Source organism: Bacillus sp. FSL M8-0266 (assembly GCF_038613425.1).
GTDB classification, from domain to species: domain Bacteria; phylum Bacillota; class Bacilli; order Bacillales; family Bacillaceae; genus Bacillus; species Bacillus pumilus.
The window spans coordinates 3,320,898-3,347,810 of sequence record NZ_CP152015.1 but is presented as its reverse complement, the minus strand read 5'-3'; the positions used below and the strand labels follow the sequence as shown (position 1 = coordinate 3,347,810).

Sequence of the window (26,913 nt, the reverse complement as noted above, 5' to 3'; positions counted from 1 at the left end):
AAAATAAAAAAAGAAAAGAAAGATGACATCTTCCTTTTCTTAACTAATAATCCCTGTTTCTGTAATATTCACTTTGATTTTTGGGATAATTTTTACATTTGGATAATCCGTAACCCAGTTCATTTTCATGAATTCATCATAGTGTCTTACCCGATATTTTCTGCCTAGGCTAAGGACGTCAGAGTTTGCTTCTTGCAGGGAGGCCACGACTTTTTCTGCTTCTTTTGTCAAAATTGCGGAAAGCCTTTTGTTGAGCATTTTAATTTTTTTATCTGTGTCTAGATTATCTTTCGGGTATTCAAGGACAGAGGTCGTGAATTCATACTCAAGAGAAAAGGTTAAGTTTCGATGGTCAGGATTGATAATGTTGATGTCTCTCTTTGAATCTGTCACTTGAATGGTGATGTAATTGTTCTCCTTTGATTTCATATCACTTCTTACTTTTTTAGTGAAGTTCGCATATTTACCCATATTCTCGTCCATGACATTGAGAAGAATGGCATCTTGTCCGTACAGCTCACCTTTCTTTTTCTCATTATCAAATAGGGCTACGCCTTTTACACTCGTTAGTTTTTTCTCTTGATCATAGTAGAGTAACGGCAGTGTGAAATCCTCTCCGGTTTGCAGCATTTTGGAACGAATGCTTTGCATGTTTTTAGGTGCTACTTGGGAGGATTGAGATGCAGTGGTGATGAGGTTATTTAAATAATCGCTCACAATGACCTTTTCCTTGAGGAGCTGGTTGATTAATTCCACACAGGTTCCCCCCTGTACCACTGCAAGATTGGCGAGCAAAGGACTTTTTGGATCTCGATAGAACATATCTAAATAGGGGAGAAGGCTATTTTGAGCAAATTCATCACCGATTAGCATGACTCGCATTTTTGATATATCAATTTTTTGATCGACAATTCGGCTGAAGTTGGTTCTTGCTTTTCTTAATGTAGGAGCTTCAGTTGTAAGAACAGTGGTTAAATAGCTGCCTGTATTTCCTTGCGCCATGCTTTGAGACTGCTGCACTTTACGATAGGTGATGGAGAACTTCGCATTGTCGTCTTCTCCTTGATCAACCGTAGACGTTAACACAAGAGAGATATTTTTTAATAAGTTTTGATCCCAGCAGCCAGGCATGAAGATAAGCGATATACACATGAGGAGCGTCAGCGAAAACTTATGACGCATGCGATTTCACCTTCCCTTTAAGATGTTTGATAAAAATGATGATGGCCATAATGATCGGCAGTGTGTAAATAACTGAAATTTGAGCAATGGTCGTAAAGTCGTTAAAGCGCTGTATTCTAAAGTTATCGTTTGCGAGAAAACAGCAAGCCGCGTAGATGAAAATGGCAAAATAACAGACATATTTTTTATGCTCTTTTTTATTAAGTAGGCTCGCTAGGCCATTGGCACAGAAGTGAAGGTAATTGCTGAGTGTGGCAAGAATGACAAACACCCAGAAACTTAGAAAAATTAAATCTGTTCGTTCAATGATTCCGAATGTAATGGTCTTTAATAGATAAAGCACAGGATTTGGAATGATATCAAGCTCAATCGGGCTGAAGAACATAAAACAAATCAATGTAATAAATAGGTAGAAAAGCGTCGTGCATATATTTGAAATCGTCATGACCTTATACCGTTCTTTGATGGAACCTTTCATGAATGGAGAGATGATGAGAATCATTTCAAAGCCGTTCATCGAGAGCACCACATCTTTCAATCCAAGCTGGAACTGAGACAAATCCGTCTGGAAGAAAGGCATGAGGTAGTCAATATTGGTTCCTTTTAACGAATAGAACATGAGTAAAGACAACATGAGCAAAAAGGGGGTTAAGATAAAGTTAAATCTGACGACCGCTGTGATTTTTTCTTTTGCGATGTAGATGATAGAGATCGTCAGCAATAAATTAATGACCCAGTTTGGCGTAAGTGGCAGTACCCATATACCAAGTATTCTGGTGAAAATTGAGAGAACAACAATGCAGATCGAGGCAAAATAAACTGTATAAAGCCCGATTAAAATATGCCCTATCCACTTCCCATAGACTTTGATTAATGCTTGGAAGAACGATATGTCAGGATATTTTTGAATGATATAAATGAAAATGGTATTGATGATTTGAATAAATACGCCGGCTAAGATAATCGCCATCCAGCCATCGTGCCCCATATCTTTCATCAGCAAATGGGGAAGCGCTAAAATCCCAACACCAATTTGAGATTGGATGAGAAAAAAGATCGCTTGAGGTGGAGATATTTTATTTTTCATTTTTCTTTTCCCATCCTCTCAAATTTTCAATTTGTTTTTTCTTTTGCGGTTTTAAATAAACAGGGCGCTGTTTGTACATCCACATGGGAAGTCGAATCAAGGTATCTTTTAAATCCTGCCAGTTAAAGGGGGCAACTGGTGATAAGTACGGTACCCCTAATGATTCTAGGCGGCATAAATTCATGAGGACGATGGCCAGGCCAAATGAAATGCCGATAAAGCCAAACATTGAAGCCATGAACATGAGCGGAAAACGCAGCATCCTGATGGTAGACGTCATTTCAAACGAAGGAAGGACAAAGGAAGCGACAGCGGTCACAGCGACCACAATGACAAGAACATTTGAGATGAGTCCTGCTTGTACAACGGCATCCCCAATGACCAAACCTCCTACGATCCCAATGGTTTGCCCGATTGGTTTTGGCAGACGCACCCCGGCTTCCCGTATGAGTTCAATAGTAATTTCCATCAGCATGGCTTCGATTAAAGGAGGGAAGGGAATCCCAATAATAGAATTCTTCATGGTCACGGCGAGTTCATCAGGGACCACCTCATAATGAAACCCAATCACGGCGATATAAAAAGATGGCAGTATGACTGCGATGATGCAGGCGAGATAACGCAAAATACGGATAAATGTAGCTGGAATCCAGCGGCTATTATAATCATCTGGTGATTGAAAGAAACTAAAAAAGGTGACAGGAAGAATAATTGCCATAGGGCTCCCGTCCATCAGCACTACAATACGACCTTCAAGAATGGCAGATCTCACCTTATCAGGACGTTCTGTATCAATCAGCTGCGGAAAAATAGAAAATGAATCATCTTCGATCGCCTCAACAATAGAACCAGGACTAATCAGCGTGTCTACTTTAATAGAAGAGATCCGTCTGTTTACCTCTTCTACCTTTTCCTGATTCGCTACATCAGAAATATAAACAATCGCAAGCTTTGTTTCCGATTTTGTACCGACCTTATGGTACTGAATGGCGAGCTTCCGATCATTTAAGTGAGAACGCAGTAAATATATATTCGTATCCAAACTTTCCACAAATCCATCATGAGCACCCGCAATGATGCTTTCTGAAGAAGGCTCAGAAATAGAGCGAAGCGGCGGCTGCCCGACAGCAAATAATTTGATCTGCGAGGAATTTTCATCAAGAAAGGCAATGCTTCCTGCAATAATACTGTCAGTGATCAGAGTCAAGTCGCCTGTTTCAAGCGTACTAAGAGACTTTGTATAATCTTGTTTTCCAGGAGGACCTAACAAGTTACCGATAATAAAGTTGTTCAGTTTGCCTTCATCAATTCTTGTTTTAATAAAAAACAGGACAGATTTCGTTTCATTCACCATTAACTCTCGGTATTCAAAATCGCCGCTTTGCTGAAATGTTTTTTTCAGAATCCGGATTTTTTCCTCGAAGCTGCCTGATAAAAAATGCAACCGTGTTTGCTCATTGCTGTTTGGCATCTTTAGCCTCCTCTCACAGATTTTTTAACCTTAGTGTAAGCGGGGAAGCTGATTTTATTCGTCGCCTTTGGGGAAAGCATGACATGAATTGACAACTTTCAACTAAAATCATATTAAAAATGTTAAGAAATGATGAATCTTGATAAAAACAAATGAATAATGTTTCATTGTGTAGGTCATAAGGAGCGAATATCGTAAAGAGCAGGCATTTCGAAATGATCAATAGTTGACATCTTATCCCAATTTTTTGTGACCCGAAAATAAGCATATGACTTGATTTTTTATGAGGTGACCTTTGTCATAGGTCAACGTGTAGCGTTCTGACCGATGAAGATGACTTTCTAACCTGTTCCTTCAAAAATCGAAAACATTCCAAAACACGCACTATTCATTTAAAGCGCTGATACGACTGATGTTATAGAGTTTAAAGGGCTTTAAAACATTGATTCAAAATACATCTTAACAATTGTCAAAAAATTTAGGGAGAAAAGGACAAAAGATTTTTCGATGCTTGATGGTAACGCTTACTCTTGATTGAAGCCGAAATTCAGGCTGATTTTTGTCCGTCTTTTGGCCTTTTCATTTAAAGAGGAGCTAGGTCAATCCACCTTCTGATTAGAGGATTTTGGCATACGAGGAAGTGAAAGATTATGTTACATAATACCGATTGTGATTTTATGCTGAACCTATATACTGTTGATTGAATTTACATATCACACTCATAAAAAAAGGAGATGTAGATAAGCGATGTGGTTAATCGTTATAGCCTGTGTCATCATGTTAGGGATTGGCTTTATTGAAAAGAAGCGTCACCAGAAAAATATCGATGCCCTACCGGTGCGCGTCAATATTAATGGTATTCGCGGAAAGTCTACCGTTACAAGATTGACAACCGGTATCTTAATGGAGGCAGGTTATAAAACTGTCGGCAAAACAACGGGAACAGATGCAAGAATGATTTATTGGGATACGCCAGAGGAGAAACCGATTAAAAGGAAACCGCAAGGACCGAATATCGGTGAGCAGAAGGAAGTTATGAGAGAAACCGTTGAAAGAGGAGCAAATGCCATCGTCAGTGAATGTATGGCGGTAAATCCAGATTACCAAATCATCTTTCAGGAAGAGCTGCTTCAAGCGAATATTGGCGTGATCGTAAACGTTCTTGAAGATCATATGGACGTCATGGGGCCGACACTTGATGAAATAGCAGAAGCCTTTACAGCGACAATTCCTTACAATGGACACTTGGTTATTACGGATAGTGAATATACGGATTTCTTTAAAGAGATTGCGAAAAAACGCAATACAGAAGTCATTGTTGCAGATAATTCCAAGATTTCTGATGAGTATTTACGGAAATTTGAGTACATGGTCTTCCCAGATAATGCTTCACTTGCACTTGGTGTTGCACAGGCATTAGGAATTGATGAAGATACGGCATTCCGAGGAATGTTAAATGCGCCACCTGATCCAGGAGCGATGAGAATTCTTCCATTAATGGATGCGAAAACACCTGGACACTTTGTAAATGGTTTTGCGGCAAATGACGCATCATCTACATTGAACATTTGGAAGCGTGTGAAAGAAATTGGATATCCAACAGATGAACCGATTATTATCATGAACTGCCGTGCGGATCGTGTAGATCGAACGATCCAGTTTGCGGAGGATGTACTTCCTTATATTGAAGCAAGTGATCTCGTCTTAATTGGTGAAACAACAGATCCAATTGTAAAGGCATATGAGGATGGAAAAATTCCGGCTGACCACTTACACAACCTTGAATATCAATCTACAGAAGAAATTATGAACATGCTTGAGAAAAAGCTTCATAATCGAGTGGTTTATGGAGTCGGCAATATTCATGGTGCCGCTGAACCGTTAATCGAAAAAATTCAAGAATACAAAATTAAGCAGCTTGTCAGCTAGGAGGAAATATAGAAAATGTTCGGATCAGATCTTTATATCTCGTTAATTTTAGGTGTTCTACTTAGTTTAATCTTTGCAGAAAAAACAGGAATCGTACCAGCTGGACTTGTTGTCCCAGGTTATCTGGCGCTTGTATTTAACCAGCCAGTCTTCATTTTAGTTGTCTTATCTGTCAGCTTGCTTACGTATGTCATCGTTCGCTTTGGTCTATCGAAATTTATGATTTTATACGGACGCAGAAAGTTTGCTGCGATGCTGATTACAGGGATTGCCTTAAAGCTAGTCTTTGATTTCTTCTATCCAGTGGTCCCATTTGAAATAGCAGAATTCCGCGGAATCGGTATTATCGTTCCTGGATTGATTGCAAATACGATTCAAAAGCAAGGTCTTACGATTACCCTTGGAAGCACGTTACTTCTAAGTGGTGCAACATTTGCCATCATGTATGTTTACTATCTATTTTAAGATAAGGTGTGTCCAATGATGAATAAAAAATTGAGCTTTCAGGAAAAGCTGCTGAAAATCACAAAGAACCAAAAGAAAAAAACGAATAAACATGTACTGATTGCTTTACCGATCGTCATTGCTTGTACATTTCTATTTACGTTTATCGGGCAAGCAAAAGTGCCAACTGTACAAAAGAATCCAGAAAACATCCTGATCGCTTCGTTTGTCGGTGACATTATGTTTGGAAGAAACGTAGAGAAAGTAACAGACCGTTATGGAAAACAGCATCTCTTTCGCTATGCCAAACCATACTTTGATGTGTCAGATTATGTGACTGGTAACTTTGAGCATCCAGTCGCATCAGACCGGGAACAAGCGGCGCAAAAGAATATTCATTTAAAAACAGATGAGGATTCTGTCAAAGCGTTGAAGGATTTGAATTTCTCTGTATTAAACTTTGCGAATAACCATGCGGCAGACTATGGTGAAAAAGGGCTAAACAAAACGATTGATGCCTTTAAACAAGCTGACATGGATTATACAGGCGCAGGCCATAACCTTCAGGATGCGAAGCAGAACATTTCGTATAAAGAAGTAAATGGTGTCAAAATCGCTACACTTGGTTTTACTGATGTGTATGGGAAAGATTTTAAAGCAACGAATCGCCAGGCGGGTATCTTGCCAGCCGATCCATCTATCTTTATTCCGATGATTTCGCAGGCTGCTGAAAAGGCAGATATCGTCGTTGTTCATGCTCACTGGGGACAGGAGTACAACAATGAGGTAAACGATAGACAAAGAGAATTGGCAAGAGCGATGTCTAAGGCAGGTGCTGATATCATTATCGGTGCTCATCCGCACGTTCTTGAGCCAATGGAAGTCTATAACGGCACGGCGATCTTCTATAGCTTAGGAAACTTTATTTTTGACCAAGGCTGGTCAAGAACACGTGATTCTGCACTTGTTCAGTATCATCTGAATGAAGATGGAAAAGCGACATTTGAAGTTGTCCCAATGTACATCAAAGAAGCAACACCTGCTCCGGTTAAAGCAGGATCATTTGAATCAAAATCCATTATCCGTATGCTGACAAATGGTACGAATGCGGATTGGAAAGAAAAAGACGGACACATTTTCTTTGAAGTAGATCACGCTGATAAAGTTAAACACTTAAAAGAAAACGGAGGGAAAGAGAAGAAATGAAATTCCTAAAAGCAAGCTGGCCGTTTGTTGCATTAATTTTAGTCTTTGTCTTTATGTCTGCTTTTAAATTTAGTGACAGCCTCACAGATCATGAAAAACAAAAGATCTCGGTTGAAATGCAGAAAATCGAACAACAAAAACAGTCAAAAACGGAAGCAAGTAAATAACTCTAACGAGCATAGAGGGCACGCATTGCGTGCTCTTTTTTGTCGAAAAAAGGTGTAAAAAGTTAGGTGTCATGCCGAAACTATAGAAGAAAGGAGGGAGAAAGATCATGAAATGGAAAGGAATAGTGATTGCTGGATGCGCGCTCGTAGGGCTGATGTTCATGTCTCAATCAGAAATATCTGCTCAAACAGTGTCTCCTTTGCAGCAAGCGGAAAAGCTGATTGGAACACCTTATCATAAAGGAGGAACCGATCCAAAAACGGGCTTTGACGCATCAGGGTTTACGCAATATGTGTACAAGACATCAGGAGTATTTGATTTACCGCGGAAGGTAATCGACCAGTATCAGATTGGAAAAAAGGTATCATGGGACAAAGCCCAGCCAGGTGACCTTGTATATTTTCGCAGCCTTGAAGAAACAAAGGATATCCCGACACATGTAGCGTTGTACGCTGGTAACGATCAGGTCATTCACATCACGCTTAGTCAAGGTGTCGTGAAAACAGACGTCAGCAAAAGCAAATACTGGACGGATCGATTTTATGCAGTCAAACGACTTCCCGGCACACCGGCAATCTCGGATAATCGTCTTGTGAAAGATGCGATGAAATATTTAGGTATTCCTTATGTATTTGGTGCAGCAGACCCTAAGATTGGCTTTGATTGTTCAGGCTTTTTACAATATGTATTTGAAAAATCACTAGGGATTTATTTGCCTCGAAGTGCTGAACAGCAGTGGATGGCTGGAGAAAAAGTAGCATTAGATGATATACGTCCTGGGGATTTTGTCTTTTTTAGCAACACATATAAGCCAGGCATTTCTCATGTAGGGATGTATATTGGGGGCGACCGTTTTATTCATGCGAGCCGTTCGGAAAGTGTCACGATTTCTTATTTGTCTGAATCGTATTGGCGCGAAAAATGGACAGGTGCGAAACGATTAACGGAGCTGAAATTAGCAAAAGAAGACCCGATTGTCTCAAAAGCCGCTACGTATATTGGAGAAGTTCCTTATGTCAAAGGTGGGACGAATCCAAAGCAAGGCTTTGACACAGCAGGGTTCACACAGTATGTGTATCGAGAAGTACTTGGTATTGAGCTGCCTCGTTATGCGTCAGGTCAAGTCAAGGCAGGTACGCCTGTGAAACGGTCGGAGCTGAAGCCGGGAGATCTCGTTTTCTTTAGTGGAACGTCATTGATACCGGCCATTTATGCAGGATCAAATCAAGTCATTCATATGACCGTCTCAAATGGTGTCGTGCTTACGAATATGAAAACAAGTACGTACTGGAAGGATAAGTATGAGACGGCAGTTCGAATTAAAAAATAAAGAAAAAGCCCGATCTACGTTCGTATCGGACTTTTAGACTTCTCTCTAGGCGCTGATCAGACAAGCGTCTTTTTTTCGTGGAATTGATTTTGTAAAAGCAGATCAATAAAGTAAGCAACACCGTCTTCATGATTACCTTTTGTAATGTAGGTGCTCTTTTCTTTAATGACATCGACTGCATTCCCCATTGCAATGCGGTGGCCTGCTTCCTCAAACATGGATAGATCGTTGGGGCTGTCGCCGATCGCATAAATATGTGAGCGGTCTACGCCATAATGAGCTGCGAGCTTTTTGAGGGCATGTCCTTTTCCAGACTCCTTTGGAAGAACCTCAATGATATGTTTTCCAGAAGAGGTCAATGAAAGCTCAGGCATTTCCGCGAGGAGATCTCGTGCTTCCTGTAGTTTATTCATATCAAACGAGAAGCAGAGTAATTTATAGGTCGCTTCATTCAACTCAAAAATCTGACGAATATCATTCACTGGTTTGATGCCAAATTGTTTGAATTGAGTCATTGCCCCTTCCCATAAATCAGCTACATCTTCATTTGGATTCGCGCTTTTGATCACATCGAATTCTGCTTTCAGCTTCTCTTTTCCATCAAAAGGAGAGAGGAGCGCATCGTCCGTGTAGACCTCAAAGTAAATGTTTCGTTCTACTAATGCCTGAGCCGCTCGTTTTCCTGCTTCTTGGTCAAGTGTGATACGGCTGAAAAGTTCGTAACCTTCTGTATGAACGGTTCCGCCGTTTGCTGCAATAATAGGGATATCCAAATCGCCAAGCAGTTCCTTCACATCAAAAGTCGCCCGCCCTGTACAGATGGTGACAATATATCCCGCTTCCTTCGCGCGGATCAATGCCTCCCTGTTTTGAGCAGATATTTCACTTTTTGTATTTAAAAGTGTACCGTCTAAATCAATCGCAATCATTTTTTTCATCGCTGTCAAATCCTCCTTCATGCATGCAATAGCCTCTTCAAAGTATGTACGATTTCGTTCCTTCTCATGAGCAATACGATGCTTGTTCCTCTCTATCAAGGCTAAACAAAAATGATCGAATGATCAAGGAAATAAGCCAAAGGGGAAAAATCTGCATCATCGTCAGCAAGTAAAAAAGCGCCCCTTAGGGACGCTTTCAGCGTGTAGACAAAGCCTCGCATTCGGTGTCAGTCCTGTGCGCCGATGCTCACGAATATTAAATTCGCTCCGCTTCTGTGCTCGTCCTTCCTAGAGTTCTATCGCGCTGAAAAGAAGACAAAGAGCTAAAATAAAAACCATTTTAGCCCTTTGTCAACAATCAAAAAGCGCCCTTTGGGGACGCTTTCTGTTTTATGATAATTCAAGCTGCTTCTTCAATTCAGTCTTCACTTCGTTTAGCTGGTTTTGATCCAATTGGTAATAATAAACCCCGTTTGGCTGGTAATCAGAGCCTTTAAGCTGAATGGTATCAACCGATTTCAATGACGTCAGAAGTGGGAAAAGCCCGACTAGCTCTTTCATTGAAAGGTTGGTCGCGACATTATCACCAAGCGTATCAATGATATTGTCATATGACGGAATTGATGTTAACGATTTTGATTTATCAAAAATGGCTTTTAATACTTCCATTTGACGCTGCCCGCGCATTAAATCACTATCTGCTTTTCTAGTTCTCACATATGCGAGAGCTTGATCACCGTCTAGCGTATGAGTTCCTGTTTGAAGCTGTACCTTTCCCTTTGTATCTTTTAGAACCTGTTTGACCACATATTCATCCTTGACGTTAATAGAGACCCCATTTAGTTCATTGACGATCTCTTTAAATGCTTTGAAATTACTTTGGATCATAAAATCAACCGGAATATCTAGTAAATCTTCGACTGTACTCAAGGTTAAATCTGCACCGCCAAATGCGTGTGCATGTGTAATTTTGTCATAGCCATGCCCTGGAATATTTACATATGAGTCCCTTGGAATGCTTAATAATTTCACGGTTTTACTTGTACGATTGACGGTTGCTAAGACCATCGCATCGCTTCGTGCTTGTTTCACTGTTTCGCCCGGTCTGCTGTCAATACCAAGCAGCAAGACAGAAAAGCTGTCTTTACCAGGATCAAATGCTTCAATCCGTTTGACAGATTGAGCGCCGCGATCTAAAGATACTTGTGCTTTTTTTGCAGCGCTTGTCACTTTATAGTAGGCATAGCCTGTGACAGAAGCGGTTGTCAGTAAAAGGATACCGACTATAAATAGAGTGACTTTCACCCATGGTTTTAAACGCTTTTTTCCTTTGCGTTTGCTTCTTGATTGATCCATATATTTTAAACCCTCGCTATGATTTTTATAGTAAAGATGTCCCTCTTTTTACTTACAAACTAAAACAAATATACCTTAAAACGGGATATAGTGCGATGTTTTTTTCACTAACGCTTAATTGACGTTTCCTTATCGTAAAAAGTTTCAATGATACGCAAATGAAATATATTTGTCATAAAACATCGAAATGTTTGAAGTGACAGAAAGTGAGGAAAATGATTTTCCATAGAGAAACATCCAGTACATACAGAACAAAAGAGGGGTTATGAACATGAAAAATCGGAATGGATGGCTTTATTTTTTCGGCGCACTTGGCGGCGCCTTATATGGCTATGATACAGGTGTCATTTCTGGCGCCATCTTATTTATGAAAGAGGATTTAGGGTTAAACGCATTTACAGAGGGGCTTGTTGTCAGCTCGATTTTAATCGGAGCGATGCTCGGTTCCTCTTTATCTGGAAAGCTGACAGATCAATTTGGGCGGAAAAAAGCCATCATCGCCGCAGCGATTTTGTTTATTATCGGCGGATTTGGTACAGCCCTTGCTCCGAATACGGAAGTGATGGTCTTATTCCGAATTGTGCTAGGACTTGCTGTCGGGTGCTCGACCACGATTGTTCCATTATATTTATCTGAACTTGCTCCAAAGGAATCGAGAGGTGCACTGTCCTCATTAAATCAGCTCATGATCACATTTGGTATTCTTCTCGCCTATATTGTGAATTACGCTTTAGCGGATGCAGAAGCATGGCGCCTGATGCTTGGAATTGCGGTCGTGCCTTCTGTGCTTTTATTATGTGGGATTATGTTTATGCCAGAAAGCCCCCGCTGGCTGTTTGTCCATGGACAGGCAGACCGTGCGAAAGAGATATTATCTAAACTCAGAAAGAGTAAGCAAGAAGTGGAAGAAGAAATTTCAGACATTCAACAGGCGGAAAGTGAAGAAAAAGGCGGTTTTAAGGAATTATTTGAGCCATGGGTACGCCCAGCATTAATCGCTGGTGTCGGTCTTGCCTTTCTGCAGCAGTTTATCGGTACCAATACGATTATTTACTATGCACCAAAAACATTCACAAGTGTTGGCTTTGGTAATTCAGCGGCCATTTTAGGAACCGTCGGAATTGGGGCAGTGAACGTCGTCATGACGTTTGTGGCGATTAAAATCATTGACCGTGTAGGGCGTAAAGCGCTGCTCTTATTTGGGAATGCTGGCATGGTCCTAAGTTTAATTGTCCTGTCAGTGGTCAATCGATTTTTCGAGGGGTCAACAGCTGCAGGATGGACAACCATTATTTGTTTAGGACTCTTCATCGTCATCTTTGCTGTCAGCTGGGGTCCAGTCGTTTGGGTGATGCTTCCTGAGCTGTTCCCAGTACATGTCCGAGGAATCGGTACGGGCGTCTCTACCTTCCTCCTTCATACAGGGAATTTAATCATCTCGCTTACATTCCCAACTTTACTTAGCGCGATGGGTATCAGTAATCTCTTCCTCATTTATGCGGTCATTGGCGTAGGTGCCTTCTTATTTGTGAAATATATGGTGGCTGAAACGAAAGGGAAAAGTCTTGAAGAAATTGAAGAAGATTTAAAAAAGAGGAACCGTGCCGTCACAGGTGAAGAAGGAAAAACGGTGTGAACAATGACCAGCTGCACACATGCAGCTGGTTTTTCTTTGTTAAACAAACGTTTAATTAAGAAAGGACAATCTCTCATCTTCTGAACGTGCTGCATATGACATACATATGGAACAGACGGGCGAAAGGTGGAAATGAGATGAAAGGGAAAACGAGCATTGTCATCCTGACATACAATGAACTGCATTTAACGAAAAAATGTATCGACAGCATTAAGCAGCATACCCGAAGTGACCAATATGAACTCATCATCGTTGATAATGCGTCAACCGACGGGACGAAGGAATATGTGAGAGAGTTGAAAGATGTGATTTTCATAGAAAATGCAGAAAATCGAGGCTTTGCAAAGGGCTGTAATCAAGGAGCGAAAAAAGCGACAGGAGATAGCATTCTCTTTTTAAATAACGATACGATCGTGACGGAAAACTGGCTTTCTCCATTAAGAGAGGCGTTATTTGCATCAGAACGTATTGGGATGGTAGGACCAGTCTCCAATTATGTGAGTGGTCCTCAAATGGTCGAGCCATCGTATACAGATGTGAAGGAGCTCCCAGCTTTTGCGAAGAATTATACGGCTGCGAAAAAAGGTCAGAGAACTTATGTACATCGGCTTGTGGGATTTTGTCTGCTTGTGAAAAGAGAGCTTATTGAAGAGGTGGGTTTATTTGATGAACGGTTCGTGTATGGATCATTTGAGGATGACGACCTTTGTTTGAGATCCTTGCTCAAGGGATATCAGCTGCAAATCGTTCACGATTCATTTGTGCATCATCACGGTCATGCAACCTTTCGAGCAAATCAAGAAACGAACATCTCTACACTGTTTGCAGAGAACAGGCTTCGGTTTTTAGATAAATGGGGCATTGACCTCAATCTGATGGCTCCTCATCCGTACTTTGCGGCTCTGCTGCCTGAAGACGCTGTTTGTGTACTGGATGCGGGATGCGGCGCAGGAGCAACAGGGCTTGAACTAATGAATCGGCAGTCTGTTGACATGTACGGAGTAGAGGCTAATCCATTAAAAGCAGCCATCGCAAAGGCATATTACAAAGAAGTCATCGAGGCAAAAGCAGATAAGTACCCGTGGTTAGAGAAAGAGGCTTTTTTTGATGCGATCATTTTTTCGGATGTTTTAGAGCATGTGTCAGATCCTTGGCACATCATTGAACAAGCACACGCATCTTTAAAGCCAGGCGGCGTGATCATTTGTTGCCTGCCCAACATGATGCATGCAGAGGTGCTTCTCCCGTTAATGACAGGGAATTTTACGTATCAAGATGTAGGAATTTTAGACCGAGGTCACCTGAGGTTCTTCACACCAAATACAATGCGTGCGCTTTTCCCAGACCATTTGTTTGAACGGATGATCGAGCAGAGGATCAATGTTCCGATTAATCAAAACGTCCAATTGTTTTTTGACGAGGTGGCGAGAGTAGGAGTGTCACTTGGCTTTCAAACAAAAGCGTTGACTGATCAAGTGACTCTATATCAGCTTTTACTTGTCGTGCGTAAAAAAGGCGGCTCCCCTTCGGGATAACCGCCTTTTTGCTTTACCATTTAAAGCTTTTTGTTGCACCTTCTGCACCAAAGTTCAAGATGCTGACTTTGACATCGTAATCAATGGCTGCTTCTTGGAAGAGCCTATCCCACTCGGTACCATGCCGATCCCAATAGTCAGGATATTTCATACGGAACTGCTTGTTAAACAATATGGGATCAACGCCCACTTCTTTTTGCACATGATGGACCGCTTTTTGAATGCGTTCTTTAATTTTATGAGCAAAGATCCGCTCAAATCGTTTGATATACTGCTCATCGAATGAGTTTTCAGGAGGATATTGATCCTCAGACAATTTTCCATTAGTTTGTACGCTAATTTTAAAGGATACCTTTCCATTTTTCAGATAGGGCTCGACCTTCGTCTTTGCTTTTTTGATTTCATACGTTATCGGATAACCTTTGTAGGTGGCAGGTACAACGCCACCTGAAATTCGGTCCATCACCCAGTTTAAAGATTGGACATCCTTCGCAGGGATGAAACCGATCAGCTTACGTGTTTTTCCGTGAATGATGCCTGCTCCATCATAAATAAGTTCACCGTCTATCGCATCTACACTTTGCACAAGGAAGCTAACGCCCATCTGAAAGTAATCAGACGCCCGGCCAATACGTGTTGGCGGTGCGATCTTTCCGTTAAAGCTTCGATTTTTGGATGTTTCGAAGATATGCTCAACTGGGACCTTTTGCTGTGATTTCAATTTTTGGTTGATGATTTTTGACGCATCTCCTCGTGTCACGAGGAGATAGCTGCTTCGCCGAACCTCATCATCTCGAATAAAATGATTGAGTGTTCCTTGAATATCGTGTTGCTCCGCCTGGGTTTTACCAAACAAAAAGATTTTCAGGTGATCACTATAGATCGGCGGGTCCTTCAAGGCGACATTACTGACAGCCTCCAGCACATTTTTTCCCTTCGAGACAACATTCACATAGCCGGGAGAATCGGCTTCTTGTGTTCCGCCTGTTTTCGGTACAAGGTTTTGGTAGGTCAGCTTAACGCCATCCTCATCTTCCTCATCAATACCAACACCGCGTACAAACGATAGTTTTTCAATATCCTTTAAATCCCAGCATCCTGCTGATAGAAGGAAAAGACAGCAGGACAAAAAGATGAACATTACACGTCTTCCTCTCATGCAGAACGACCTCCCCATTTTTTGCGTATCATCAGCAGAACAGCTGTAATAAAAGGAATGGCTAAAACCGCGAACAATGCGTAGCCGAGTAAAGTAGAGTAGTAAAAGACTTCATTGATATTTCTCGGAAATAAAGAGAGGGCAGAGGTAATCAAAAACAGCAGCCATAGCAGTCTCGTTACATTGGTCGTCTTAAAGACCGTGTGACAGCCTTTAATCGCAAATTGGAAAAAGCCAAGCATACAAATAAACTGCTGGCACGTCCAGATCGTCAGCAAAAAAATGTCAAATCTTTCAATGAAGACCCCTTCAAGTTCTAGTGCTTGAATGAGGGAGACAGTGGGCCAGGTGAGGGATTTCGTTTCTCCAACGGTCATGGAACCAATCACAATAAAGAGCGTGAGAGAGTAGATAAGTGAGGTAATTCCGACCCCGATCGCAGCGGCCCATTTCGCCTTCGACCATTTGTCTTTATAAATAAGTGGTACAACAAACAAAATGACCTCAAAGCCTGTAAATTGAATAAATGTTTGAGAGAACAAATTACTGAAATCTTTAAACCCGTGTGCCATGACAGGACGTAAATAATCAAAATCGAATATTTTCAGACAAAACAGCATGAGCCCGATGTAAATGATCAAGGCGATGGGATAAATGTACGTGACCAATTTGACGACTGGGAAAATACCGCTTTTCAAATGATAGATCGCCACGAGAAGAAAAATCATCACAATTACTGCCATGGGAGTCGATTCCAGCAGGAAAAATTGGACCACTTCCCCGAGTACACGCGCTTCAAAGCCGACAATGCCTAGTAAATAGGCAATCAGCATTAAATTAAAGAACGTGCCAATGATGGCACCGGCTCCTTTTCTATTTGAGTCAAAAATGGTATCCGGCGCATTTTTTTCAGCAATCCATCCTAACAAAAAAGCAATGAAAGCAAAGATGACTCCCTGTATTAATACAATGATCCAGCCATCAGGGAATCCTGAATTGGCAGAACTGCGAGGAATGGTTAAAATTCCAGCGCCTATCATTGTAGAGCTGCACAGAATGGTGACTTGTAACAATGATAGCTTCTCAGCTCTGTACATCGTTTAATCTCCTTGTCTTTTGAGATTTTTTATTTTTGCTGTTTTCGGTCTCGATTTAAATAGCCCAATTGGTAAACGTACGTACGTATCCTTTAAATCTGAAAACGGTGAAGACAAAACAGGTGTGAAATAGTCAAAACCAAAGGTCTTTAATTGCATCAGGTGACAAAGCACAAATAAATAACACATGATTAAGCCATATAACCCCAACATCGCTGAACTGAAAATAGCCATAAACCGCAAGATACGCAGCGGGAAACTAAAGTCATAGGACGGTGCCGTAAAGTCAGCTAGTGCGGTCAGCGACACAATAATCACCATTAAGGCACTGACGATATTGGCTTGGACAGCCGCCTGACCAATGATGACGCCGCCAATGAGCCCAATTGTCTGCCCGATGGCTCTAGGAAGCCGAAGTCCAGCTTCTCGCAGCAGCTCTATCGTAAAAGACATAAGAATCGCCTCAACAACAGGAGGGAACGGAACATTCTGCCGGCTGCCTGCGATGGTGAGCGCCATCCGTGTGGGTAATAAGCCTGGATGATAAGAAACAAGTGCAATGTAAAGCCCGGGTAAAAAAATCGTGAGCAACACGGCGATATAACGGAGTAAACGTAAAAGAGTCGCGCTAGTCCATCTCTGATAATAATCTTCAGGTGATTGCATCAAGGCTGTAAAGGTCATCGGTAAAATGAGCGCAAAAGGAGTGCCATCGAGTAAAATTGACACTTTTCCTTCAAGCACAGATGCAATCACCCGGTCAGGACGTTCTGTATTTTGAATCTGCGGGAAAATGGAGATGTGGCTGTCCTCAATTAGCTGTTCAATATAGCCGGTTTCAGGGATGTCATCCATTTTGATTTCGGTCATGCGTGATAAAACATCTTCTACTAATTTAGGGTCAACAATATCACGAACGTACACAAGGGCTGCGGACTTTTTATTGCGAGTACCTACATTCACCTTTTGAATGACGAGGTTTGGGTCATTTGCCCGCTCGCGGATTAAAGCCGTGTTTTTTTCAAGATTTTCAATAAAGCCGATCCGAGGCCCTCTTACAAGGACTTCCGATTGCGGCTCTTCTACTTCTCTAAATTGAAAAAGGTTCGTTTGGAGCACAAGTGCTTGAGCCGCGCCATCTACAAATAAAATAGCCCTGCCGTTATATAACTGCTCGATGGCAAGGTTCATATCCTCGAGCACGTCATTTTGGATGCCAAAGAACGTTTTAGACAGGGCTGGAAGCGTACTAGAATCAACCTCGGTGATATCCAGTTCCTTTTGCATGGGTGAAATGATTTGTTTGGAAAGCATCTCAAATTCTGTGAGTCCTTCAACGTACATGAGACATGCAGAGATAGCAGAAGGGCCAAATGAAAATGAGTGGAACACGATATCATCACTTTTCCCGGCAAAGCTTTTGACGCGCTTGATGACGGACGCTATATCTTGTTCAATACGACTTTTCATAATACCTCACCCTCATGTCATGTTTTTTATAGAGTGACTCGGATGGTGGAGAATTATGCAAATAGAAAAAAGAGAATCCCTGCAAATAGGAATTCTCTCGTCTGTTTATCTCGCAAGCCAACCGCCATCAACTGCTAAAATATGACCGTTCAAATAATCAGAGGCTGGTGAGCTAAGGAAAACAGCCGCACCGGCTAGATCCTCAGGCTTTCCCCAGCGCCCAGCAGGAATTCGTTTGAGAATCTCTTCATTTCGATTCTCATCGTCCCGAATGGCTTGCGTGTTATTGGTCGCAATGTAACCAGGAGCGATCGCATTCACTTGTATATGCTGGTTCGCCCATTCGTTTGCAAAAGCTTTCGTCAGCCCTGCGACTGCGTGTTTACTTGCTGTATAAGCGGGGACAAAGACGCCGCCTTGAAACGATAGAAGGGAGGCGATATTGACGATTTTCCCTTGCCTATTTTTCAGCATCTGTCGCCCAACCCTTTGGGTGAGGAAAAAGAGACTATTGATATTCACATCCATGACCGTATGCCAATCTTCCTCCGAATAATGAGCGGCCTGCTCTCTTTTAATGGTGCCAGCATTATTGATTAAAATATCGATCGTATGCTTTTGTAACATGGCATCGACAGCCTGCTTTGCAGTTTGAGGGTCGGAAAAGTCAACCTGAACCGCATGAAACGAGCGGCCCGCCTGTTCGACTAGTGTTTTCGTTTCCTCAAGCGGTGTGTGGTGGTATGTGCCGATAATATCTGCGCCTGACCTGGCAAGCGCCACAGCAATGCCCTGCCCAATGCCGGTTCCAGGACCTGTCACAAGGGCTGTTTTGCCTTCAAGAGAAAAGAGGGACGCTACATAGGATGCTGTCGTCATCACATTACCTCAGCTGGTCCATTGGGACAAAGTCCATATCTTTAAACGTATAGTTCTCGCCCGCCATCGCCCAAATAAATGAATAATTCGATGTACCCGAGCCTGAATGAATGGACCAGGCAGGAGAAATGACCGCTTCCTCATTGGCCACAACGAGGTGTCTTGTTTCAGATGGCTCCCCCATAAAATGAAAGACACGAGCATCTTCTTCGATATCAAGATATAAGTACACTTCCATACGCCGATCATGAATATGAGCGGGCATCGTATTCCACGTGTTATTGGTTTCAAGCTGAGTGATTCCCATCATGAGCTGACAGCTTTGGATACCGTTTGCGTGGATGACTTGATACAGGTTTCGTACGTTTGAAGCAGACGCTTCCCCTAAGTGATTCGGTGTTAATTCAGCGATGGCTGCTTTTTGCGTAGGGTACGCTTGATGAGCTGTGGCTGATACAAGATAGAACTTGGCTCCCTCGCCTGATGAACTAGCAAACTGTACATCTTCGTGTCCAAGCCCAATATATAAGAAATCTTTGTGCTCCAGTACAAAGGCTTCACCATCAACAGTGACTGTTCCTTGACCGCCGACATTTACAATGCCGATTTCTCGTCTTTCAAGGAAATATTCCGTACGTAGAAAGTCGCCCGCATCTAATTTGAGCGGCTCTGCAGATGGCATGACTCCGCCAATCACCACGCGGTCCTCATGTGAATAGTAGAGCTTTAATTCACCGCTGACGAATAGTGTAGGAATATGAAAATGACGACGAAGTTCCTCTGTTGTAAAACGTTTGACCTGCTCAGGGTGTACAGCATAACGATTTTCCATTTGAAATAAGCCTCCCTTTCCATCTGAAACAAAGTATGGGTATTTTATTTGGTATCGGTTTCAAGGGAAATTTTAGAGGAAAAAGAGAGTGCCGTCAACTGTTATTTTGAAATCGCTTTCTTTTTGTTTATTTAAATGGTTTTTTGTCATCTCCAATCAAAAAAATCTTCTGGAATTTAAGAAATTATGATATGCTCTTTTTAAGTTATTTGAAATCGGTTTCGAAACAAATGAGAAGATATTGATTGTGGGAGTTTTTTGAATGAAAGAGAAAAAGCAAACGAAAGTGACCATCAACGAAGTGGCCGCTTATGCAGGTGTTTCAAAATCAACTGTATCCAGATATATCAATGGCAGAACAAATGAAATTTCTACTGAAAAGGTCAAAAAAATTAAAAAAGCCATTGAGGAACTGCATTATCGTCCGAGTCAGCTCGCTCAAGGTTTGAAAGTAAGAAAAAGCAAGGTCATTGGGTTTATTGTAGCCGACATTACGAATCCATTCTCTGTAGCGACACTTCGCGGAGTCGAAGAAATTTGTGATGAATATGGATACAGCATCATGGTATGCAACACAGATAACCGGCCAGAAAAAGAACGAGAAATGCTCCTCAAGCTGAATGCGCATTATATTGAAGGGCTCATCATCAATACGACAGGCAAGAACAATGACATTTTGCAGGATTTTAAGAAAGACGGTGTGCCGATTGTTCTTGTTGACCGGAAATTATCTGAACTAAAAGTCGACACAGTGACAACGAATAACCGTGATATCACGATCCAGTTGCTTCAACAAATGTATGAGAGAGGCTATGAACACATCGCCTTCTTTACTGAGCCGGTCGATGGGATCAGTCCTCGTGAAGAACGAAAAGAAGCATATGAACAGACAGCCATGAGTAAACATAAGAAGCCTATCATTGCAGAAATTGATTTGAAACAAAAGGAACAACTGAGAGAAGAGCTTGTCCATTTTGTCCAATTAAGCCAGCAGAAAAAAGCAATTTTAGCAGCCAATGGATTACTTATGCTGAAGCTGATCAGTGAGCTTGTAGAACTCGGGTTAAAGATTCCAGAAGATATAGGCATCGCAGGCTTTGATGATACAGAATGGTATAAGCTGATTGGGCCTGGAATCACAACGGTTGCCCAGCCATCTCATGAAATGGGGAAAGCCGCCATGCAAAAAATCAAGACTCGGCTTGAAGGGGATGAAAGTGCGCCCCAAACCATTCAGCTTGATGGAGAAATCATCGTAAGAAAATCCTTATAAACAACAGACAGAGAAGAGTATACATACGTGCATGCTCTCTCTTTTTCAACTAATTTGAAACCGGTACCGAGAAAGGGGAGAAATGAGTGAAAGCATTGGATGCGGTCACATTTGGGGAATCAATGGCGATGTTTTACGCAAAAGAAGCCGGAGAGCTTCATCAAGTGCATACATTTCAAAAGGCGCTTGCTGGTGCCGAAAGTAACGTAGCAGTCGGTTTGGCGAGGCTAGGTTTTGATGTGGGATGGATGAGCAAAGTCGGAGCAGATTCACTTGGCACATTTATTTTAGAAGAGCTTCAAAAAGAAGGAGTCGATACAAGAGCAGTGATCCGTTCAAATGATGGGTCTCAAACAGGGATTTTACTTAAATCCAAAGTGATAGATGGAGACCCTGATGTCACGTATTATCGTAAAGGCTCTGCTGCGAGCACAATGAGTCCAAGCGACTTTCCCGCGAATTATTTCAAACAGGCAGGACATCTCCATATGACAGGTATTCCGCCTGCATTATCCAGTGAAATGAGAGCGTTTTCTTTTCATGCTCTTCAAAAAATGAAAGAAGCAGGCAAAACCATTTCATTTGATCCAAACCTTCGGCTGCAGCTATGGGAAGAGGAGGAAGATATGATCCATACAGTGAATCAGATGGCTTTTCAAGTGGATTGGTTTTTTCCGGGGCTTGCAGAAGGGCAAAGGCTCACAGGCTGTCACGAGCCGGAAGAGATTGCAGATGTTTATTTGCAAAAAGGCGTCAAGCTTGTGGTCATTAAGCTCGGTGCAGAAGGTGCTTTTTATAAAAGTACATCCAGTCAGGGGATTGTGAGCGGCTTTTATGTGTCAGATGTCGTGGATACAGTCGGTGCCGGTGATGGGTTTGCCGTGGGGGTTATCAGCGGGTTACTGGACGGTTTATCATATGAAAAATCTGTGACAAGAGGCAATGCTGTAGGGGCTCTTGCGGTGATGTCTCCAGGCGATAAGGACGGCCTGCCTACTCGGGAAGAGCTTCAGGCCTTTATGAAAGAAGCCAAGCGATATCACAGACGGGAATATATGAAGGAGGATGAAGGATATGGGAAAGTCAGCAAGTTTGAGCGTTAAAGAACGTCTCGCGGCTTGTAAGCTGATCGCAGTGGTGAGAGCGGAGAGCGAAGCAGAAGGCATTGAGATCATTGAGCGTTTAAAGAAAAAAGGCGTTCGTGCCATTGAAGTGACGTATACCACGCCCAATGCTGAACACATCATCGCATCCTTTCAGCATGAGCAAGATCTGATTGTAGGAGCAGGCACAATCACCACCCTTCAGCAGGCGCAATCAGCCATTGACGCAGGCTCACAATTTATTGTCAGTCCAGGGTATCTCCCTGTCATTGGAGAGCATCTCTCATTTCACGACACACTCTATGTACCAGGTGTCCTCACCCCAAGTGAAATCATGCAGGCAAAAGCAGCTGGATACTGCTTGCTCAAACTTTTTCCAAGCGGCTCCTTCGGTTTATCCTATATGAAAAACTTACAAGGCCCATTTCCAGACATTGAATTTATTCCAACGGGGGGAATTCATCCAGCTGATGTGCCAAAATGGCTGAAAGCAGGCGCAGTGGCAGTAGGGGTCGGAAGTCAGCTTGAAAGCAGTACGGCAGAAGAATTACAAGCGGTTCTTTCTTCATAAATAGGCGCTATCAAATGAACAACTGGCAGATGAATGCCGGTTGTTTGTTCGTTTATCTGACATAACAGCAGGTGAATGCTGACTCTTCACGTGTCAGCTTAGAGACAGGTGCGATGTCTTTTTTCGAGCCAGCAAGAAAACTATATGAGAGTGTTGGGTTTTATATTTGTCCGCCTTTCGGTTCATATCAAGAAGATCCAAACAGTTTATTTATGACAAAGGAATTATAGAGGTCGAGAGAGTATGCTTATAAGCAGCTCTTTTTTTATGCGCAATTTTTGAAAGGGGGAGGATGTGGTGAAAGTATCAAAGTGGATCGGGGTGAGTGCCTTTCTCACTTTTTGTGTCGTATCTGTCATTTTTTTAACATCATTAGGTCAAGATTTATTTAAAATTGAAAGCGCTTCCGAAAAAGCGTCGACAACCTATCAATATCACTTTGTCCTTGTACCGGAGGAACTTGATAATGAATATTGGCAGCTGGTACAAAAGGGAGCTGCTGATGCGGCAGCCGCTCATCGCGTGTATTTAGAATATTTGGGTCCGAAGCAAGCCGATATAGACGACCATTTGAAAACCATTGATATGGCAATCGCAGGGCATGTCGATGGCATTATGACACAGGGACTTGATGCGAAGAAATACAAACCGCTTTTTCAGAAGGCGAGGGATAAAGGCATTGATGTTGTCACCGTTGATACGGATGCAGAGGGGAGCAAGCGTCAAGTGTATGTAGGCACAGACAATTATTATTCTGGCTTTATCGCAGGACAGGCACTCATTGCAGATACAAAAGGCGAACAGTATGTAGGAATTGTCACAGGCAGGCTTGATGCCGTTCATCAAAAGCAGCGCGTCAAAGGGTTTCGAGACGCCGTCGCCGTTGAAAAACGCATTCATATTGCTGGAATAGAAGAATCAGCCATTACCAAATCAGGGGCCTCCGGTGCCGCGTATAAACTATTAAACGATCATGCGAAGCTAACTGCATTTTACGGTACGAGTGCATTAGATGGTGCAGGTATCATTCAAGCAACAGCGCAATATCAATCGTCTACAGATGTCTATGTACTCGCATTTGATACGTTACCAGATACGATTCAGGCGCTCGATGATGGAGAGATTGATGCAGTCGTTGTTCAGCACCCTTATGAAATGGGCTACCAAGCAGTGGAATCGCTTGTGCGTTTGCAGAAAGGTGAAAAAGAAGAACCGCTTCAGTACACAGGAACGAGTGTGATTCGGCGCGAGGATCTGCCGCTGCAGCAAACAGACAGAAGGCAGGGGGTCCAGCCGTGAGAAGGATTCGAAGTAAGTTGCTACTGGCATTTTTAATCCTTGTGTTTGTTGGTAACGTGGCCGCTTTTTTCGTCTATTGGAGCAGCTCGAATATCACATCAGAATATAGCAGAAGCTTTCGTTCTTTTCTCCTGCTTAATGATATATCGACAGAGGCAAAAACGATGTATGAAAAGGTCAATGCGTATGCGATTGAAAAGGATCAGCAGTTTGCCAAAGAATATCTAGCTTCAAAACAAATAATGAAATCCTACGACCAGGCATTGCGAAAAGATGCCGGGCTTCATGCGGCAATTCCTTCTATTGAAAAATATCAATATATGATGCGGACGCTCATCAATGAAAGTGATGCGACCATGACACATGTAAAAGAAGGGAAAATCAAAGAATATGCAGCAAGTGTAAGGGAGGTGAGAACCGTCTCCTCCTACATACAAGAGCAAACGATGACCCTGCTTGATGATGAATTGTCTGAGTATCAAGTACTCTATCAATCTCTGCAAAAAAGACACCAAACCTATGCGCTCTTTACCTTATGTTTGTTTACGCTGTCCATTGGGGTCGCCTTATGGATGGCGTATATGATTGCTGGCGGGATATCAAGACCGATCGTCCATCTCTCTCGAAGCGTAAAGGAAGTATCCGAAGGGAACTTTGATGGAGCGAACTTGCATGTCACCTCAAAGGATGAAATTTCTGTATTAAATGAGGCTTTTCAGCGAATGCGTCAAGAGATGAAAATGATGATTGAAGAGATGAAACAAAAGGCAGCCTTAGATCAAAAAATCAAAGACATGAAGCTGAAAACGCTGCAAAACCAAATGAACCCACATTTTTTATTTAATACATTAAACATCGTCTCACGCATGGCTTACTTAGAATCAGCGGATGCCACATCGAGGTTGATCCAATCCGTTTCCACTCTCATGCGTTATTCGCTGTCAGCTCTCAGTGCATCCGTTACGCTCGAACAAGAAGTAAAAGTGGTCAAAGAATATTTTCATATACAAGAAACAAGATTTGCCGATCGTATCACATGCAAAACGACCATAGATGAATCGTGTTTATCTGTACATATCCCAAGTCTCACCTTACAGCCGCTTGTTGAAAATGCCTTTATTCATGGCGTTGAACCGAAGGAGGAAGGCGGGCTTGTCGAGCTCTCGATCTATCAAGAAGGCGGCTATGTGATGATTCGGATTCGGGACAATGGGATGGGAATCAATGAACAAGAGAAAAGGAGATTGCTATCAGAAAAAGAAGAGGAAGATCCAAACATCTTGAGTAAAGGGCACTCGACAGGGATCGGTCTTCGAAATGTGATGTCAAGGCTGCATTTGTTTTACGGGGTAAAAGATGCCCTTCAAATTGACTCAAAGCCAAACGAAGGCACCACCATTCAATTGGCTATTCCGATGAAGGAGGGACCTGCATGCTGAACGTGCTGATTGTGGATGATGAAAAAATAGAACGACTAGCGATGCGGAAGTTCATGACGGATTGGCTTCCAGAGTGTCATATCGCAGGAGAAGCTGAAAATGGAAAAAAGGCGGTTGAATTCGTGCGGACTGAGCCCGTTCATCTTGTGCTCATGGATATTCAGATGCCTGGAATGGATGGACTCATAGCGATCAAGCAAATCAAAGCGATCAGTCCTCATACAAAATTTATTATGCTGACAGCCTACGATACGTTCGATTATGCCAAGCAAGCGATGCAAGAAGGGGTGAAGCAATATCTCGTCAAACCGGCTGACAAAGATGAAACCATCACCGCCATTCGAACGGTTGCGGCAGAGATTCAGCAGGAGGCGTCTCAGCGGCAGGCGGTGGCGGCCGGGCAGCAGTCAAAGTGGCTTGAAGCTCATGTCATAAACGGTCAATCCTATACCTCTACGGAGTTTCAACAACTGTTTCATGAATTCGAAGCAGGTCTTGTCATCGCTGTGCAGCGGACAATCGGGGATCAGCTGTTGATGGATTTACAGACATCTCCCCTTTTTCATACGGTACCGATTCAGGTGAGTGGTGAGTTGTTTACATGTCTCATTTATCGTCACCAAGCGCCTGGTCATTTAAAGGCAGATGTCCTACAGGCGATTCGAACTGCCACCACAAACGATCAGCCTTTACCTGTCGTTGGCATAGGACACCCGGTCTCAAATCCGCTTTATCTTCAGAAAAGTGCAGCAGAGGCGAAGCTTGCCTATTATCAGCGAAAAAAGAGCCCCGGCGTTGTTCGTTATGGTTTTTACCAAACAGAAGAACAGTCTCATCCATTGATCCATCTGCCGGAGCTTGCAGACGATATGATGCAGGCAATGGAAGAAGGGAGAAGAGAGGATGCGCTCGCTTTATTCGATGCCTTTGAGCTAGAGGGGGCGACCCTTTCACAACTAAAAGAGCTGCTGATTTTATTTAAATCACGGCTACGAACAGACTGGCCAATATTAACGATCAGCACCGCAGTTGAATGCCGTCAGTGCTGTGAATATTTATTTGACGTGTACGAAGCAAGAAACCAGACTGTGAATGATATCGAGCGGGCAAAGCGATACATCAAAACGCATTTTTGTGAACAGATCACGCTGGAGCAGACTGCCGCCTATGTTGATTTAAGTCCAACCTATTTCACAAAACGGTTTAAAGACGAGACAGGGCTGACATTTAAAGAGTATGTGACCACCTGCCGGCTGGATAAAATCAAACAGCTTCTCAAAGACAGCTCGCTTAGTTTAAAAGAAATTACTTATCAGGCAGGATATACAGACCCCAATTACGTCAGCCGTGTGTTTAAGAAGATGGTGGGTTGTTCACCGAAGGAATATCGAAAACAGACCGTAAAAAAATGAAGAATTTCATAAAAAAGTGAAGAAGTTTGCCTAAAAAAAAGCAAGGATCTGCCATTATACTTATTATGATAACGCTTACAAAATAGGGATGGGGGAT

The 26,913-nt window shown here is 42.4% G+C and carries 23 protein-coding genes and 1 pseudogene; 14 read left to right on the top strand and 10 right to left on the bottom strand.

What is annotated here, in order from left to right:
- Positions 1-39: 39 nt before the first annotated feature.
- Genes MKY83_RS17255 through MKY83_RS17245 form a run of 3 tightly spaced genes read right to left on the bottom strand, consistent with a single transcriptional unit; the run spans position 40 to position 3,740 of the window.
- Entirely contained in the window at positions 40-1,182 is a 1,143-nt protein-coding gene (locus MKY83_RS17255) for a Ger(x)C family spore germination protein (protein ID WP_113767783.1), read from the bottom strand.
- On the bottom strand, positions 1,172-2,269 hold the full coding sequence (locus MKY83_RS17250; RefSeq protein ID WP_342487519.1) for an endospore germination permease: 1,098 nt from the start codon (positions 2,267-2,269) through the stop codon (positions 1,172-1,174). Before MKY83_RS17250 ends, MKY83_RS17255 begins: the two co-directional genes overlap by 11 nt.
- Positions 2,259-3,740 carry a spore germination protein gene (locus MKY83_RS17245; RefSeq protein ID WP_342487518.1) on the bottom strand — a complete coding sequence of 494 codons (1,482 nt, stop codon included), beginning with the start codon at positions 3,738-3,740 and terminating at the stop codon, positions 2,259-2,261. The genes MKY83_RS17250 and MKY83_RS17245 overlap by 11 nt, the downstream gene beginning before the upstream one ends.
- Positions 3,741-4,487: 747 nt before the next feature.
- Between MKY83_RS17245 and pgsB the strand changes: the two genes are divergently transcribed.
- From pgsB to MKY83_RS17220, 5 genes are all read left to right on the top strand, one after another.
- Positions 4,488-5,669: a poly-gamma-glutamate synthase PgsB gene (gene pgsB / locus MKY83_RS17240; protein ID WP_012011489.1), complete on the top strand. Its 1,182-nt coding sequence runs from the start codon at positions 4,488-4,490 to the stop codon at positions 5,667-5,669.
- Positions 5,670-5,684: 15 nt separating this feature from the next.
- Complete coding sequence (gene pgsC / locus MKY83_RS17235; protein WP_012011488.1) at positions 5,685-6,134, top strand: poly-gamma-glutamate biosynthesis protein PgsC; 450 nt, start codon at positions 5,685-5,687, stop codon at positions 6,132-6,134.
- A gap of 18 nt (positions 6,135-6,152) precedes the next feature.
- Complete coding sequence (locus MKY83_RS17230) at positions 6,153-7,319, top strand: CapA family protein (protein ID WP_342487517.1); 1,167 nt, start codon at positions 6,153-6,155, stop codon at positions 7,317-7,319.
- Positions 7,316-7,486: a hypothetical protein gene (locus MKY83_RS17225; RefSeq protein WP_003213661.1), complete on the top strand. Its 171-nt coding sequence runs from the start codon at positions 7,316-7,318 to the stop codon at positions 7,484-7,486. The genes MKY83_RS17230 and MKY83_RS17225 overlap by 4 nt, the downstream gene beginning before the upstream one ends.
- A 107-nt stretch (positions 7,487-7,593) precedes the next feature.
- Positions 7,594-8,817, top strand: a complete 1,224-nt coding sequence (locus MKY83_RS17220) for a C40 family peptidase (protein WP_217012651.1) — start codon at positions 7,594-7,596, stop codon at positions 8,815-8,817.
- A gap of 56 nt (positions 8,818-8,873) precedes the next feature.
- On the opposite strand, the gene MKY83_RS17215 is transcribed toward MKY83_RS17220, so the two are convergent.
- Positions 8,874-9,755 (bottom strand): Cof-type HAD-IIB family hydrolase, encoded by an 882-nt coding sequence (locus MKY83_RS17215; protein ID WP_342487516.1) that lies wholly within the window; start codon positions 9,753-9,755, stop codon positions 8,874-8,876.
- Positions 9,756-10,145: 390 nt separating this feature from the next.
- Positions 10,146-11,111 (bottom strand): LCP family protein, encoded by a 966-nt coding sequence (locus tag MKY83_RS17210; RefSeq protein WP_044140082.1) that lies wholly within the window; start codon positions 11,109-11,111, stop codon positions 10,146-10,148.
- A 271-nt stretch (positions 11,112-11,382) separates the two neighbouring features.
- Here MKY83_RS17210 and MKY83_RS17205 point away from each other — a divergent pair, with 271 nt between their 5' ends.
- Together MKY83_RS17205 and MKY83_RS17200 are read left to right on the top strand one after the other, a co-directional pair.
- Entirely contained in the window at positions 11,383-12,747 is a 1,365-nt protein-coding gene (locus MKY83_RS17205) for a sugar porter family MFS transporter (RefSeq protein WP_095117897.1), read from the top strand.
- Positions 12,748-12,884: 137 nt separating this feature from the next.
- Entirely contained in the window at positions 12,885-14,282 is a 1,398-nt protein-coding gene (locus MKY83_RS17200) for a bifunctional glycosyltransferase family 2 protein/class I SAM-dependent methyltransferase (protein ID WP_342487515.1), read from the top strand.
- A 13-nt stretch (positions 14,283-14,295) separates the two neighbouring features.
- Here the strand turns inward: MKY83_RS17200 and MKY83_RS17195 are convergent, their stop codons facing one another.
- The 5 genes from MKY83_RS17195 to kduI form a co-directional block, all read right to left on the bottom strand.
- Positions 14,296-15,441 (bottom strand): Ger(x)C family spore germination protein, encoded by a 1,146-nt coding sequence (locus MKY83_RS17195; protein WP_106067030.1) that lies wholly within the window; start codon positions 15,439-15,441, stop codon positions 14,296-14,298.
- Positions 15,438-16,538: a GerAB/ArcD/ProY family transporter gene (locus MKY83_RS17190; RefSeq protein WP_113767778.1), complete on the bottom strand. Its 1,101-nt coding sequence runs from the start codon at positions 16,536-16,538 to the stop codon at positions 15,438-15,440. The genes MKY83_RS17195 and MKY83_RS17190 overlap by 4 nt, the downstream gene beginning before the upstream one ends.
- A 3-nt stretch (positions 16,539-16,541) precedes the next feature.
- Positions 16,542-18,008 carry a spore germination protein gene (locus MKY83_RS17185; protein ID WP_113767777.1) on the bottom strand — a complete coding sequence of 489 codons (1,467 nt, stop codon included), beginning with the start codon at positions 18,006-18,008 and terminating at the stop codon, positions 16,542-16,544.
- A gap of 105 nt (positions 18,009-18,113) precedes the next feature.
- Positions 18,114-18,887, bottom strand: coding sequence for a 2-dehydro-3-deoxy-D-gluconate 5-dehydrogenase KduD (gene kduD, locus MKY83_RS17180; protein ID WP_113767776.1), 774 nt, complete (start codon positions 18,885-18,887; stop codon positions 18,114-18,116).
- Positions 18,888-18,891: 4 nt separating this feature from the next.
- A complete protein-coding gene (gene kduI, locus MKY83_RS17175; RefSeq protein WP_106067034.1) occupies positions 18,892-19,719 on the bottom strand; it encodes a 5-dehydro-4-deoxy-D-glucuronate isomerase in 828 nt (275 codons plus the stop codon).
- 262 nt (positions 19,720-19,981) lie between these two features.
- Here kduI and MKY83_RS17170 point away from each other — a divergent pair, with 262 nt between their 5' ends.
- The 7 genes and pseudogenes from MKY83_RS17170 (at position 19,982) to MKY83_RS17140 (ending at position 26,816) form a co-directional block, all read left to right on the top strand.
- Entirely contained in the window at positions 19,982-20,992 is a 1,011-nt protein-coding gene (locus tag MKY83_RS17170) for a LacI family DNA-binding transcriptional regulator (protein ID WP_106067035.1), read from the top strand.
- Between the two features lie 86 nt (positions 20,993-21,078).
- The gene (locus MKY83_RS17165) at positions 21,079-22,095 is read left to right on the top strand and encodes a sugar kinase (RefSeq protein WP_113767775.1); all 1,017 of its coding nucleotides are present in this window, start codon (positions 21,079-21,081) and stop codon (positions 22,093-22,095) included.
- A complete protein-coding gene (locus MKY83_RS17160; RefSeq protein WP_106067037.1) occupies positions 22,067-22,666 on the top strand; it encodes a bifunctional 4-hydroxy-2-oxoglutarate aldolase/2-dehydro-3-deoxy-phosphogluconate aldolase in 600 nt (199 codons plus the stop codon). The genes MKY83_RS17165 and MKY83_RS17160 overlap by 29 nt, the downstream gene beginning before the upstream one ends.
- Positions 22,667-22,755: 89 nt before the next feature.
- Positions 22,756-22,896 (top strand): annotated as a pseudogene (locus MKY83_RS17155) (GNAT family N-acetyltransferase); the annotation flags it as partial.
- Between the two features lie 67 nt (positions 22,897-22,963).
- A complete protein-coding gene (locus tag MKY83_RS17150) occupies positions 22,964-23,965 on the top strand; it encodes a sugar-binding protein (protein ID WP_044140070.1) in 1,002 nt (333 codons plus the stop codon).
- Positions 23,962-25,404, top strand: coding sequence for a histidine kinase (locus MKY83_RS17145; RefSeq protein ID WP_342487514.1), 1,443 nt, complete (start codon positions 23,962-23,964; stop codon positions 25,402-25,404). The genes MKY83_RS17150 and MKY83_RS17145 overlap by 4 nt, the downstream gene beginning before the upstream one ends.
- The gene (locus MKY83_RS17140; protein WP_065097913.1) at positions 25,398-26,816 is read left to right on the top strand and encodes a response regulator; all 1,419 of its coding nucleotides are present in this window, start codon (positions 25,398-25,400) and stop codon (positions 26,814-26,816) included. Before MKY83_RS17145 ends, MKY83_RS17140 begins: the two co-directional genes overlap by 7 nt.
- Positions 26,817-26,913 lie beyond the last annotated feature (97 nt).

Coding starts and splice junctions, on each gene's coding strand:
- MKY83_RS17255 (WP_113767783.1), bottom strand. CDS start 1,182: ATGCGTCATAAGTTTTCGCTGACGCTCCTCATGTGTATATCGCTTATC.
- MKY83_RS17250 (WP_342487519.1), bottom strand. CDS start 2,269: ATGAAAAATAAAATATCTCCACCTCAAGCGATCTTTTTTCTCATCCAA.
- MKY83_RS17245 (WP_342487518.1), bottom strand. CDS start 3,740: ATGCCAAACAGCAATGAGCAAACACGGTTGCATTTTTTATCAGGCAGC.
- pgsB (WP_012011489.1), top strand. CDS start 4,488: ATGTGGTTAATCGTTATAGCCTGTGTCATCATGTTAGGGATTGGCTTT.
- pgsC (WP_012011488.1), top strand. CDS start 5,685: ATGTTCGGATCAGATCTTTATATCTCGTTAATTTTAGGTGTTCTACTT.
- MKY83_RS17230 (WP_342487517.1), top strand. CDS start 6,153: ATGAATAAAAAATTGAGCTTTCAGGAAAAGCTGCTGAAAATCACAAAG.
- MKY83_RS17225 (WP_003213661.1), top strand. CDS start 7,316: ATGAAATTCCTAAAAGCAAGCTGGCCGTTTGTTGCATTAATTTTAGTC.
- MKY83_RS17220 (WP_217012651.1), top strand. CDS start 7,594: ATGAAATGGAAAGGAATAGTGATTGCTGGATGCGCGCTCGTAGGGCTG.
- MKY83_RS17215 (WP_342487516.1), bottom strand. CDS start 9,755: ATGAAAAAAATGATTGCGATTGATTTAGACGGTACACTTTTAAATACA.
- MKY83_RS17210 (WP_044140082.1), bottom strand. CDS start 11,111: ATGGATCAATCAAGAAGCAAACGCAAAGGAAAAAAGCGTTTAAAACCA.
- MKY83_RS17205 (WP_095117897.1), top strand. CDS start 11,383: ATGAAAAATCGGAATGGATGGCTTTATTTTTTCGGCGCACTTGGCGGC.
- MKY83_RS17200 (WP_342487515.1), top strand. CDS start 12,885: ATGAAAGGGAAAACGAGCATTGTCATCCTGACATACAATGAACTGCAT.
- MKY83_RS17195 (WP_106067030.1), bottom strand. CDS start 15,441: ATGAGAGGAAGACGTGTAATGTTCATCTTTTTGTCCTGCTGTCTTTTC.
- MKY83_RS17190 (WP_113767778.1), bottom strand. CDS start 16,538: ATGTACAGAGCTGAGAAGCTATCATTGTTACAAGTCACCATTCTGTGC.
- MKY83_RS17185 (WP_113767777.1), bottom strand. CDS start 18,008: ATGAAAAGTCGTATTGAACAAGATATAGCGTCCGTCATCAAGCGCGTC.
- kduD (WP_113767776.1), bottom strand. CDS start 18,887: ATGACGACAGCATCCTATGTAGCGTCCCTCTTTTCTCTTGAAGGCAAA.
- kduI (WP_106067034.1), bottom strand. CDS start 19,719: ATGGAAAATCGTTATGCTGTACACCCTGAGCAGGTCAAACGTTTTACA.
- MKY83_RS17170 (WP_106067035.1), top strand. CDS start 19,982: ATGAAAGAGAAAAAGCAAACGAAAGTGACCATCAACGAAGTGGCCGCT.
- MKY83_RS17160 (WP_106067037.1), top strand. CDS start 22,067: ATGGGAAAGTCAGCAAGTTTGAGCGTTAAAGAACGTCTCGCGGCTTGT.
- MKY83_RS17140 (WP_065097913.1), top strand. CDS start 25,398: ATGCTGAACGTGCTGATTGTGGATGATGAAAAAATAGAACGACTAGCG.